Genomic DNA, 12100 nt, shown 5'->3' on the forward strand with positions numbered 1-12100 from the left:
AGGCGACACGCCGTCAGGGTTCTTGGGGTGGGGCCGTGAAACTGCGATCCACGGTTGGCTAGCGCTTCTGAAAGCTGCTAGTTTCTGTCCTATTTTGTCCTGCAGTCTGATCTACTACCCGGTGACGTTACCCGAGGGGTGACCTCACTCCGAGTACCGCCGTTCCGACGCGCACATGTGTCGCTCCGGCGGCAATCGCCTGCTCAAGGTCACCGCTCATCCCTGCGGAGACCATGGTGGCAGCCGGATGGGCCGCCCGTACGGCGGTTGCGATTTCCGCCAGCCGCTCGAAGGCGCGGGCCGGGTCTCCGGCCAGCGGACCGGCCAGCGGAGCGACGGTCATCACACCCTCCAGACGGAGCCCGGGCGTGTCGGCGATCGCGTCGGTGAGTTCTGCCACGTCCTCGGGCGCGACCCCGGCCCGGTGCGCGCCCTCACCGTGCTCCTTGTCCAGCGCCACCTGCACCAGGCAACCCAGCTCCGGGCGCCCGGACTTCAGCACGGCCGCCGAGAGCGACTCGACCAGCCGCAGCCGGTCCACCGAGTGCACGTGGTTCGCGTACCGGACGACCGAGCGGACCTTGTTGGTCTGCAGCTGTCCGACGAAGTGCCAGTCAAGAGGAAGGTTTCTGCACTGTTCCGCCTTGGGCGCGGCGTCCTGGTCCCGGTTCTCCGCGACATCCGTCACACCCAGTCCGGCCAGCAGGGCGCTGTCCTCGGCCGGGTAGGTCTTGGTGACGACGATCAGGGTGACGTCCTCGCGCGGACGTCCGGCGGCCGCGCAGGCGTCCACGATCCGGCGCTCGACCACTTCGAGGTTGGTGCCGAGTTCCTCGTACCGGGCCCGCTGGCCCTCGGTCAGCCCCTCCAGGAACTCCGGGCTGCCCGGGAACGGTCCGTAGATGTCGTTCGTCATCAGTGATCAGAGCCCAACCAGACGTAGCTCGCGAGCCGGCCCGTGCGCTGCTCGCGACGATAGGAGAAGTGATCGGCGGATTCGAGGGTGCAGACCGGTGACCGCACCAGCTCGGTGACCCCCGCCGCGGCCAGCTGGGCCGCGACTCCCTCCGGCACGTCCAGCGCCGGAGTCCCCCAGGAGGTCTCGGCGAAGGCCGCCGGGACGATCCCGGCGACCTCGGCGCGCAGTTCGGCCGGCACCTCGTAGCAACGGCCGCAGACCGCGGGGCCGGTGGCGGCGGTGATCCGCGCCGGTTCGGCCCCCAGTTCGACCATCGCCCCGACGGCCGCGGTCACCACTCCGGCCGCGAGCCCGGGCCGGCCCGCGTGGGCCGCGCCCACCACGCCCGCCACCGGGTCGGCCAGCAGCACCGGCGTGCAGTCCGCGGTCAGCACCGCGAGCGCGAGCGGCCGGTCGGTGACCACCGCGTCCACCGTCGGGGCCTCCCCCAGCGGCTGGCGCTCCGTCACCACGGCCACCTCGGCGCCGTGCACCTGGTTCATCCAGACCACGTCGGCCGGGTTCAGCCCCAGCTCCCGGGCCGCGATCGCCCGGTTCTCCCGGACGGCCTCCGGGTCGTCCCCGACCGCGCCGCCGAGGTTGAGCTCCCCGTACGGCGAAGTGCTCACCCCGCCCCACCGATCGGTGAAGGCGAAGTGAGCACCCGCGCGGACCGCGTGATCGATCACTTAAGGAAGTCCGGGACGTCGAGCTCCTCGGCCGGGCTCTCCACGAACGGCTGCCGGGTCGACTGCTGCACCTGCGGCGGCACCGGAGCGGTGGTGGCCGTGCCGGCCGTGGTCTCGGTCGAACGCGCCGGGGCGGCCGGGGCCTCCCCCTCGGAGCGGGACGTCACCGAGCCGATGCTCCCGTACGACGGCCGGCCGGCCGGGCGCTCGGGGGCGGCCGGCGGGGTGGCCGGGGCGGCGGGGGCGGTGGACTTCACCACCGGGTCGCGGACGATCGCCGGCGGCTGACCACCGTCGAAGCCGGCCGCGATGACGGTGACCCGCACCTCGTCGCCGAGCGCGTCGTCGATGACGGCACCGAAGATGATGTTCGCCTCGGGGTGGGCGGCCTCGCTGACCAGCTGGGCCGACTCGTTGATCTCGAACAGGCCGAGGTCGGAGCCGCCCGAGATGGACAGCAGCACGCCACGGGCGCCGTCGATCGAGGCCTCCAGCAGCGGCGAGGAGATCGCCATCACGGCGGCCGCCTTGGCGCGGTCCTCGCCGCGGGCCGAGCCGATGCCCATGAGCGCCGAACCGGCGTCCGACATGACGGACTTGACGTCCGCGAAGTCGAGGTTGATCAGACCCGGGGTGGTGATCAGGTCGGTGATGCCCTGGACACCGGAGAGCAGGACCTGGTCCGCCGAGCGGAACGCGTCGAGCACGCTGACCTGGCGGTCCGAGATGGACAGCAGCCGGTCGTTGGGGATCACGATGAGGGTGTCGACCTCTTCGCGCAGGGCGGCGATGCCGTCCTCGGCCTGGTTGGCCCGGCGGCGGCCCTCGAAGGTGAAGGGGCGGGTGACCACGCCGATGGTCAGGGCGCCCAGCGAGCGGGCGATGTTGGCGACGACGGGCGCGCCGCCCGTGCCCGTGCCACCACCCTCGCCGGCGGTCACGAAGACCATGTCGGCCCCCTTGAGGACCTCCTCGATCTCCTCGCGGTGGTCCTCGGCGGCCTTGCGGCCGACCTCGGGGTTGGCGCCGGCGCCGAGGCCCCGGGTGAGTTCACGGCCCACATCGAGCTTGACGTCGGCGTCGCTCATGAGGAGGGCCTGCGCATCGGTGTTGATCGCGATGAACTCGACGCCCTTGAGACCGACCTCGATCATCCGGTTGATGGCGTTGACACCACCGCCGCCGATTCCGACGACCTTGATGACTGCGAGGTAGTTCTGCGGTGCTGCCACGTCGAAGGCCTCTCGCCTCGAATTTCCGGGTCGGTGCGGCCCGACGGTGGGCCGTACCGACGGATGTCGATGGGTAGGGAGCCTGGTTTCTGACTGAATGTCCGAAATGCCGACCGCCGACCCCAACCCTAAACTTGACCTTTAGGGTTAGTCCTGTGCCTCCGTCACATCACCAACGGACACAGTCTGGTGACACAGGACACTAGGTGGCTCCAGGCACGCGTTTCAACGAACACGCCGAGCTTCCCTTTTTCTTTTGAGCCTATGTGATCATCGGCCGGCAACGGAAACCGGGGTGACCACCAAGGGTCGGGCCGACACTTCGAGGCGTCAACCCCTCCCTCGGGCACAGAATCTAGCGGATCAACCCGACACCGCCGGCGCCTCCGGCGCGGTCACGTCGAACACGGTGCCCTTCTGCTTCATCAGCGCCAGCAGCACCCGGGCCTTCCGGTCGGTCTGCTCGGGACTTCCCCAACGCACCGTCGCACCCCCGCTGAGCTGCAGTTCGATGTCGTCGTAGGAGTGGATCAGGACCGATCCGGCCCGCTTGGCGATCTCCGGCGGGAGCCCGGCGGCCACCGCCACCGCGCCCTGCACCAGCTGCGCCCGGGAGATCACCCCGTCCACGTCCTTCGCGGGCTGACTGAGCCGCAGTTCCACCACCGGCACGCCCTGCGGCGCGGCCGCCTCGGTGGCGAAGCTCACGCCGGCGGCATCCACCTGGGTGAACTGGCCGTCATCCCCCTTGACGGCGGCCACCGCGGTCCGCTGCACCACCTTGACCTGCAGGGTGTGCGGCCAGCCCCGCCAGACCTCGGCCTTCGCCACCCGGGGGATCGCCTCCACCCGGTGCCGGACGCCGTCCAGGTCGACCCGGGCCAGCGGGCCGTCGGCCAGCCCGCCGACCGCGTCGCGGACCTGGTCCGACGTCAGCTTGTCGTCGGTCGCACCCTGGACGGCGACGTCGCGCACGTCCAGCACCGACGAGAAGAACACCACCCAGGCCAGCACGCCCAGCAACGCGGCGCCGAGCACGCTCAGCACCACGATGCCCCGCCGGGAGAGCCGGAGGCGGGGAGCGGACTCCTCCTCCTCCTCCAGCTCCTCCTCCAACGGGTCGGCGAGCCGGCCGTCAGCCACGGCGGCGACCGCCGCGGTGGGCCTGGATCGCCTCGTAGACCATGCCGACCAGCAGGTCGTCGGCGTCCCGGCGGCCGAACTCGGCGGCGGCCCGGCTCATGTCCCACAGCCGCTGCGGGTCGGTGAGCACCGGCAGCACGTTCTGCAGCACCCAGTCCGGGGTCAGCTCGGCGTCGTCCACCAGCAGGCCGCCACCGGCCTTGACCATCGGCTGGGCGTTCAGCCGCTGCTCGCCGTTGCCGATCGGCAGCGGCACGAAGGCGGCGGGCAGGCCGACGGCCGCCAGCTCGGCCACCGTCATGGCGCCGGCCCGGCAGAGCATCAGGTCGGCCGCCGCGTAGGCGAGGTCCATCCGGTCGACGTACGGCACCGCCCGGTACGGCGGCATCCCGGGGACGTCGGCGACCTGCGGCAGCTCGTTCTTCGGGCCCACCGCGTGCAGGATCTGCACGCCGTACTGCTGCAGCCGCGGGGCGATCGCGGTGATGGTCTCGTTGAGCCGGCGCGCGCCCTGGGAGCCGCCGGAGACCAGCAGGGTGGGCAGCCGCTGGTCGAGGCCGAAGTACTGGCGGGCCTCCGGCCGGGTGGCGTTGCGGTCCAGGGTGGCGATGGTCCGCCGCAGCGGGATGCCGATGTACCGGGAGTCGCGCAGCTTGCTGTCCGGGGTGGAGACCGCGACGAAGTCGGTGTAGCGGGCGCCGATCTTGTTGGCCAGGCCCGGGCGGGCGTTGGCCTCGTGCACCACGATCGGCACACCGGCCCGCTTGGCGGCCAGATAGGCGGGCATCGCGACGTAGCCGCCGAAGCCGACCACGGCGTCGGCGTTGACCCGCTCGATGATCTCCTGGGCGGCCCGCACGGTGCCGCGCAGCCGGCCGGGGACGGTGATCAGCTCGGGGGTGGGCTTGCGGGGCAGCGGGACGGCCGGGATGAGCTCCAGCTGGTAGCCGCGCTCGGGCACCAGTCGGGTCTCCAGCCCCTTCTCGGTGCCCAGGGCGGTGATCCCGATGGACGGGTCGTGCCTGCGGAGGGCGTCCGCGAGGGCCATGGCCGGCTCGATGTGACCGGCGGTCCCCCCGCCGGCGAGTACGACATGCACCGAAATTCACCGCTCCCTGCGTGCCGGCCCGGGGACCGGGCGCGCTGTGGTTCGTCGTCGTGGCAGCACCCGGGCCAGTCGCTTCCTGACCCGGGAGTTCTTGCTCCGGGCGGCCAGGGCCGCCTTCGCACCCGAGGAGCTGCGTGCCAGGCACAGCAGCACCCCGATCGCGGACATGGCCGACAGCATGGCGGAACCGCCGTAGGAGAACAGCGGGAGCGGGACGCCCGCGATGGGCAGCAGTCCCAGCGCCGACCCCAGGTTGATCATGGCCTGCGCCATGATCCAGGTGGTGGCGGCTCCCGCGGCGTACCTGACGAAGGGATCCTTCGTGCCGATGGCCACACGGATACCCGCGTAGCCTAGTGCCGCAAAGAGACCGATCACCGACAGCGTCCCCACCAGGCCCAGTTCCTCGCCGGTCGCGGCGAAGATGAAGTCGGTGTGCGCCTCGGGCAGCTGGCCCCACTTCTCCACGCCGGCGCCCAGGCCGGTGCCAAAGCCGCCGCCGAGCGCGAACGAGTACACGCCGTGCAGGGCCTGGAAGCAGGCGCCCTCCGGGTCGAGCTTGGTGACGCCGATGCAGCCCAGCCGCTCGGCCCGGTGCGGGACGGTGATCACCAGGGCGGTGCAGACCACGACCGCCACCCCGAGGGTGGCCACGAACAGCCGCAGCGGTGCGCCGACCATCCACAGCAGCGCGAACACCATGGCCACCAGGATCATCGAGGTGCCCATGTCACCGCCGATCATGATCAGCGCGAGCAGCAGCAGGGCGCCCGGCACCAGCGGCACCAGCAGGTGCTTCCAGGAGCTGAGGGTGCCGGCCTTCTGCTTGCGGGCGAGCAGGTCGGCGCCCCAGAGCACCAGTGCGAGCTTGGCGAACTCGGAGGGCTGGAACTGGAAGAAGCCGAAATCCAGCCAGTTCTGGTTGCCGTTGATCCGCACCCCGATGCCGGGCACGGCGACCAGCGCGAGCGCCCCGATCACCCCGAACATCACCGGGTAGACGATCACCCGCAGCACCGCCACCGGGACGGAGGCGAAGCCGACCAGCAGGACCAGGCCGAGGATGGCCGCGATCAGCTGCTTGAGGAAGTAGTACTGCGCGGTGTGGTGCTGGTTCAGCGCCAGGATCTGCGAGGCCGAGAAGACCATCATCAGGCCGAGCACGACCAGCAGCAGGGTGCTCCCGACCACCAGCAGGTACGGCGTGAGCGGCCGGTCCAGCCAGTACCGGACGCGGGCCCGGAAGGCCCGCAACCGTCCCAGCGGACCGGCCGACTTGTACTTGGTCGTGGTGGCGGAGATCACTCGCCACGGCTCGGCGGCGTCCTGCTTCGTCACGCCGGAATCCGCCCTGCCCTGCCCCGCCACCGCTCCCCGTTCCTCTTCATGCGGCTCGTTCGCCCCGAAAGGCCCCTCACGCGCCGCCGGAGTCCGCCAGCTCCCGGACGGCCGCCGCGAAGAGGTCGCCGCGCTCGCCGTAGTTGGTGAACATGTCCATCGACGCGCAGGCCGGAGCGAGCAGCACCGTGTCACCCGATCGAGCGAGCGATGCGGCCGTTCGAACGACCTCGGCCATCGCCACCGCGCCAGTCTGGCCCTCGGCCGCCTCGATCACCGGCACATCCGGAGCGTGTCGCTCCAGCGCCTCGCGGATCAGCGCCCGGTCCTGCCCGATCAGCACGACCGCGCGCAGCCGCTCGGCCGCGCCCTGCACCAGGTCGTCGAAGGTCGCGCCCTTGGCCAGTCCCCCGGCGATCCAGACGATCGGCCGGTAGGCCGCCAGCGAGGCCGCGGCGGCGTGGGTGTTGGTGGCCTTGGAGTCGTCGACGTACGTGACCTCGCGGACCGTACCGACCTCGGCGATCCGGTGGGCGTCCGGACGGAAGGCCCGCAGGCCCTCCCGGACGGCCTTCGGCTCGACCCCGTACGCCCGGGCCAGCGCGGCCGCCGCGAGCGCGTTGGCGATGTTGTGCGGGGCCGGGGGGTTCACGTCCTCGACCGAGCCCAGCTCGGCCGCGTTCTTGGCCCGGTCATCGACGAAGGCGCGGTCCACCAGCAGGCCGTCCACCACGCCGAAGTTCGACGGGCTCGGCGCGCCGAGGCCGAAACCGATCGCCCGGCAGCCCTCCTCGACGTCGGCCTCCCGGACCAGCGCCTCGGTGGCCGGGTCGGCCAGGTTGTACACGCAGGCCACCACGTTGCCCTCGTAGATCCGGCCCTTGTCGGCGGCGTACGCCTCCATCGAGCCGTGCCAGTCGAGGTGGTCCGGGGCCAGGTTGAGCACGGCCGCCGAGTGCGGGCGCAGCGAGGGCGCCCAGTGCAGCTGGTAGCTGGAGAGCTCGACGGCGAGCACGTCGTACGGCTCCTCGGCGAGGACCGCGTCCAGCACCGAGACCCCGACGTTGCCGACGGCGGCGGTGCGCTTGCCGGCGGCGGTGAGGATCGAGGCGAGCATCTGGACGGTGGTGGTCTTGCCGTTGGTGCCGGTGACGGCCAGCCAGGGGGCGGGCTCGCCGGTGCCCGGCAGCGGCCTGCGCAGCCGCCAGGCCAGCTCGACGTCGCCCCAGACCGGCACCCCGGCCGCCTCCGCGGCGGCGAACAGCGGGCTGTCGGGGGCCCAGCCGGGCGAGGTGACGATCAGCTCGGTGCCCTCGGGCAGGCTGGCGCCGTCGCCCAGGCGCACCGCGACGCCGGCGGCCTCCAGCTCCGCGGCGCGGGCCCGCAGGCCCTCGCCGCTGCCGCCGTCCACCACGGTGACGCGGGCGCCGAGTCCGTTCAGGACGCGCGCGGCGCTGATGCCCGAGACGCCGAGGCCGGCGACCACCACGGGCAGGTTGTCGAAGTCAGGGTTCGTCATCCGGTCCGGTATCCCGCGTAGAAGAGGCCGAGGCCGACGGCCACGCACAGGCCCTGGATGATCCAGAAACGGACCACGACCAGGACCTCGCTCCAGCCCTTGAGTTCGAAGTGGTGCTGCAGTGGTGCCATCTTGAAGACGCGCTTGCCGGTCATCCGGAAGGAGCCGACCTGGATGATCACCGAGAGGGTGATGATCATGAACAGGCCGCCGAGCATGATCAGCAGCAGTTCGGTGCGCGAGCAGATCGCGAGGCCGGCCAGGGCGCCGCCGAGGGCGAGCGAGCCGGTGTCACCCATGAAGATCTTGGCGGGCGAGGTGTTCCACCACAGGAAGCCGAAGCAGGAGCCCATCAGGGCCGAGGCGACCACCGCGAGGTCCAGCGGGTCCCGGACGTCGTAGCAGGCGCCGGTGGCGGAGATGAAGTACGCGCAGCTCTGGGTGTACTCCCAGACGCCGATGAAGGTGTAGGCGCCGAAGGCCATCACCGAGGCACCGGTGGCGAGGCCGTCCAGACCGTCCGTCAGGTTCACGCCGTTGGAGGTCGCCGCGATCATGAAGTACGCGAAGATGACGAACAGCACCGGGCCGATCGACCAGCTGAAGTCGCGGACGAAGGACAGCTTCTCGGAGGCCGGGCTGAGCCCGCGGTCGTCGTGGAACTGCAGCGCCAGGACGGCGAACACCAGGCCGACGATCGACTGGCCGGCCAGCTTCGCCTTGGCCCGCAGGCCGAGGGAGCGGCGCTTGACGACCTTGATGTAGTCGTCCAGGAAGCCCACCAGGCCGAGGCCCGCGGTCAGGAAGAGCACCAGCAGCCCCGAGGCGGTCGGGGTGTCGCCCGTTATCGCCTTCGTGGCGAAGTACGCGATCAGGGTCGCCAGGATGAAGGCGATGCCGCCCATGGTGGGCGTGCCCTTCTTGCTGTGGTGCGCCTTGGGGCCGTCGTCACGGATGTACTGGCCGTAGCCCTGCCGGGCCAGCAGCTTGATCAGGGCGGGCGTGCCGACCAGCGAGAGGATCAGGCCGATCATCCCGGAGAAGAGGATCTGCTTCATCATCGGGCAGCACCGTCCGCCAGGAGGGCCTCGGCCACCTTCTCCAGCCCCACCGAACGGGACGCCTTCACCAGGACCACATCCCCCGGCCGAAGCTGACTGCGCAGCAGCTCGACCGCCGCGTCCGCGTCGGACACCAGCACCGACTCCTCACCCCACGAACCTTCGTTCCTCGCGCCGAGTTCCATGCAGGCCGCCTCGCGTCCGCCGACCGCCACCAGCTTGGTGACGTCCAGCCGGACGGCGAGCCGCCCGATGGCGTCGTGCTCGGCCAGGCTGTCCTCGCCGAGCTCCCGCATCTCGCCGAGCACCGCCCAGGTGCGGCGGCGCTCCGGACCGCGGCCGCCGATCGAGACCAGCGCCCGCAGCGCGGCCCGCATCGAGTCGGGGTTCGCGTTGTAGGCGTCGTTGACGACGGTGACACCATCGGCCCGGTCGACGACCTCCATGCGCCAGCGGGACAGCGCACCCGCCTCGCCCAGGGCTGCCGCGGTGTCGTCGACGGTCATCCCGAGCTCCGTCGCCACCGCGGCGGCGGCGAGGGCGTTCGAGACGTGGTGCTCACCGTACAGGCGCAGCTGGACGGGCGCGGAACCGGCCGGGGTGGTGAGCGTGAACGATGGCCGTCCGGTGGCGTCCAGGCGAACGTCGGTCGCCCGGACGTGGGCGTCCGGGGACTCCCCGAACAGCACCACCTTCGCCTTGGTGCGGGAGGCCATCGCGCGCACCAGCCGGTCGTCCGCGTTGAGGATCGCGGCGCCGTCGGCGGGCAGCGCCTCGACCAGCTCGCCCTTGGCCTCGGCGATCGCCTCCTGGGAGCCGAACTCGCCGAGGTGGGCGGTGCCGACGTTGAGGACCAGGCCGATCCGCGGCGGGGTGATCGAGGTGAGGTACTCGATGTCGCCCTTGTGCCGGGCGCCCATCTCCATCACCAGGTGCCGGGTGCTCTCCTCGACCCGCAGCGCGGTCATCGGGTGACCGATCTCGTTGTTCAGCGAGCCGGGCGGGAAGACGGTCTCGCCGTGGCGCTGGAGCAGCTGGCCGATCAGGTCCTTGGTGCTGGTCTTGCCGGCCGAGCCGGTCAGCGCGACCACGGCGGTGCCCGAGGCGCGGGAGACCACGGCCCGGGCCAGCCGGCCGAGCGCCTCCACCACACTGTCGACCAGGACGGCGGGCACGCCGACCGGGCGGGAGGCCAGCACCGCGACGGCGCCGGCCTCGACCGCCGTGACGGCGTAGTCGTGGCCGTCCACGTTCTCGCCGACGAAGGCCGCGAACAGGCCGCCGGGGCTCACCTTCCGCGAGTCGACCTCGACCGGGCCGGTGACCAGGGTGTCCGGGTCGGCTCCGGCCAGGGTGCCTCCGACGGCGGCCGCCACCTCGGCGAGGGTCAGTGCGATCACTGCTGCTCTACTCCTCGGTCGCCCCGGGCGGCCGTGGTCCGCGCGATGGATTCGCGCAGCACCTCCCGGTCGTCGAAGGGGCGGATCTCGTCTCGTACGTACTGGCCGAGCTCGTGGCCCTTGCCGGCCACCAGCACGGTGTCCCCCGCCTGGGCGCGGGCCACCGCGAGCTCGATCGCCTCGGCCCGGTCGGGCACGACCAGGACGTCCCCGCGCTCGGCCTCGGGCACCGCGGCGGCGCCGGTCAGCATGCTGGCGAGGATCGCCAGCGGGTCCTCGCTGCGCGGGTTGTCACTGGTCAGCAGGGCGGTGTCGGCGAGCCGGGCGGCGATGGCGCCCATCGGGCCGCGCTTGTGCGGGTCGCGGTCGCCGCCGCAGCCGACCACGACGTGCAGCCGGCCCTTGGTGACCTCGCGCAGCGAGCCGAGGACGGCCTCCAGGGCGTCCGGCTTGTGGGCGTAGTCGACCACCGCGACGAACGGCTGTCCGGCGTCCACCCGCTCCAGCCGGCCCGGCACGCCGGCCACGGCGGCGACGCCGGCCACCGCCCGGTCCAGCGGCAGCCCGGCGGCGACCAGCACGGTGATCGCGGCCAGCGCGTTGGCGACGTTGAACGGGCCGGGCAGCGGGACGGAGGCGTCCGCCTCGGCGCCGTCCGGGCCGACCACCCGGAAGGTGGAGCCGGTCGGGCCGAGCTGGACGTCCAGGGCCCGCCAGTGCGCCCCGGCGTCGCCGGTCGCGGAGAAGGTGGTCACCGGGATCTTCGCCTCGGCGGCGAGCCGGCGGCCGTACTCGTCGTCCAGGTTGACCACGCCGCGGCGGGACTTGCCGGGCTCGAACAGCCGGGCCTTCGCCTGGAAGTAGTCCTCCATGTCCGGGTGGAAGTCGAGGTGCTCGGGCGTGAGGTTGTTGAACAGCGCGACGTCGTACGCCACCCCGTCGGTGCGGCCGAAGACCAGGGCGTGGCTGGAGACCTCCATGGTCACCGCGTCCGCGCCGCGCTCGGCCATCACGCCGAGGATCGCGTGCAGGTCGGTGGCCTCGGGGGTGGTGCGCTCGCTCTTGATCCGCTCCTGGCCGACCCGCATCTCGACGGTGCCGATCACGCCCGGGCTGCGCCCGGCACCGCGCAGACCGCCCTCGACCAGGTACGAGGTGGTGGTCTTGCCGTTGGTGCCGGTCAGCCCGATCATCAGCAGCCGCTCGGAGGGGTGGCCGTAGACGATCGCGGCCAGTTCGCCCATCCGGGCCCGCGGCCGGTCGACGACCAGCAGCGGCAGGCCGGTGGGGGCGGCCAGCTCGGCGCCCGCCGGGTCGGTCAGCACGGCCACCGCGCCGGCCTCCGCGGCCTTGCCGGCGAAGGCCGCGCCGTGGTGGTTGGCGCCCGGGAAGGCCACGTACACGTCACCGGGGCGCACCGCACGGGAGTCGTGGGTGACACCGGTGACGGCGCCGCCCTCCACGGGCGGCAGACCCAGCCGGGCGGCCAGCTCGGCGAGCGGCAGGGCGGCGGTCCCGGTCGGGCGGGGCGGACTCACGGTGGTTTGATCGGGTTTCGGCACGGCGGGAAGGCTATCCGCCGAAGGGTGCCCAGGGCCAAACCGGGCCTTCGCCGCGCCGCCGTCCAGACCGGCCCGCTGGTTGCTCATCCT

General features: G+C 72.2%; 10 protein-coding genes. All 10 read right to left on the reverse strand.

Features of this window, described 5'->3' with window-relative positions:
• Positions 1-127: 127 nt before the first annotated feature.
• Positions 128-916, reverse strand: coding sequence for a YggS family pyridoxal phosphate-dependent enzyme (locus ACZ6Z8_RS05950; protein ID WP_465606748.1), 789 nt, complete (start codon positions 914-916; stop codon positions 128-130).
• A complete protein-coding gene (pgeF, locus tag ACZ6Z8_RS05955) occupies positions 916-1647 on the reverse strand; it encodes a peptidoglycan editing factor PgeF (protein WP_465606750.1) in 732 nt (243 codons plus the stop codon). Before pgeF ends, ACZ6Z8_RS05950 begins: the two co-directional genes overlap by 1 nt.
• A complete protein-coding gene (gene ftsZ, locus ACZ6Z8_RS05960; RefSeq protein WP_465606751.1) occupies positions 1644-2879 on the reverse strand; it encodes a cell division protein FtsZ in 1236 nt (411 codons plus the stop codon). The genes pgeF and ftsZ overlap by 4 nt, the downstream gene beginning before the upstream one ends.
• A 363-nt stretch (positions 2880-3242) precedes the next feature.
• Positions 3243-4022, reverse strand: a complete 780-nt coding sequence (locus ACZ6Z8_RS05965) for a cell division protein FtsQ/DivIB (protein WP_465606753.1) — start codon at positions 4020-4022, stop codon at positions 3243-3245.
• Positions 4015-5121, reverse strand: coding sequence for an undecaprenyldiphospho-muramoylpentapeptide beta-N-acetylglucosaminyltransferase (murG, locus tag ACZ6Z8_RS05970; RefSeq protein ID WP_030282889.1), 1107 nt, complete (start codon positions 5119-5121; stop codon positions 4015-4017). The genes ACZ6Z8_RS05965 and murG overlap by 8 nt, the downstream gene beginning before the upstream one ends.
• 6 nt (positions 5122-5127) lie before the next feature.
• Complete coding sequence (gene ftsW, locus ACZ6Z8_RS05975; RefSeq protein WP_465606755.1) at positions 5128-6468, reverse strand: putative lipid II flippase FtsW; 1341 nt, start codon at positions 6466-6468, stop codon at positions 5128-5130.
• A gap of 76 nt (positions 6469-6544) precedes the next feature.
• Positions 6545-7987: a UDP-N-acetylmuramoyl-L-alanine--D-glutamate ligase gene (gene murD, locus ACZ6Z8_RS05980; protein WP_465606757.1), complete on the reverse strand. Its 1443-nt coding sequence runs from the start codon at positions 7985-7987 to the stop codon at positions 6545-6547.
• Entirely contained in the window at positions 7984-9045 is a 1062-nt protein-coding gene (gene mraY / locus ACZ6Z8_RS05985; protein WP_030282883.1) for a phospho-N-acetylmuramoyl-pentapeptide-transferase, read from the reverse strand. The genes murD and mraY overlap by 4 nt, the downstream gene beginning before the upstream one ends.
• Positions 9045-10448 (reverse strand): UDP-N-acetylmuramoyl-tripeptide--D-alanyl-D-alanine ligase, encoded by a 1404-nt coding sequence (locus tag ACZ6Z8_RS05990; RefSeq protein ID WP_465606759.1) that lies wholly within the window; start codon positions 10446-10448, stop codon positions 9045-9047. Before ACZ6Z8_RS05990 ends, mraY begins: the two co-directional genes overlap by 1 nt.
• The gene (locus tag ACZ6Z8_RS05995; RefSeq protein WP_465606761.1) at positions 10445-12097 is read right to left on the reverse strand and encodes a UDP-N-acetylmuramoyl-L-alanyl-D-glutamate--2,6-diaminopimelate ligase; all 1653 of its coding nucleotides are present in this window, start codon (positions 12095-12097) and stop codon (positions 10445-10447) included. The genes ACZ6Z8_RS05990 and ACZ6Z8_RS05995 overlap by 4 nt, the downstream gene beginning before the upstream one ends.
• Positions 12098-12100 lie beyond the last annotated feature (3 nt).

It is taken from the genome of Kitasatospora sp. NPDC101108 (assembly GCF_055584725.1).

What these genes read in the sequence shown, in the direction of transcription:
- ACZ6Z8_RS05950 (WP_465606748.1), bottom strand. Translation starts at nt 916, where the DNA reads ATGACGAACGACATCTACGGACCGTTCCCGGGCAGCCCGGAGTTCCTG.
- murD (WP_465606757.1), bottom strand. Translation starts at nt 7,987, where the DNA reads ATGACGAACCCTGACTTCGACAACCTGCCCGTGGTGGTCGCCGGCCTC.
- mraY (WP_030282883.1), bottom strand. Translation starts at nt 9,045, where the DNA reads ATGAAGCAGATCCTCTTCTCCGGGATGATCGGCCTGATCCTCTCGCTG.
- ACZ6Z8_RS05995 (WP_465606761.1), bottom strand. Translation starts at nt 12,097, where the DNA reads ATGAGCAACCAGCGGGCCGGTCTGGACGGCGGCGCGGCGAAGGCCCGG.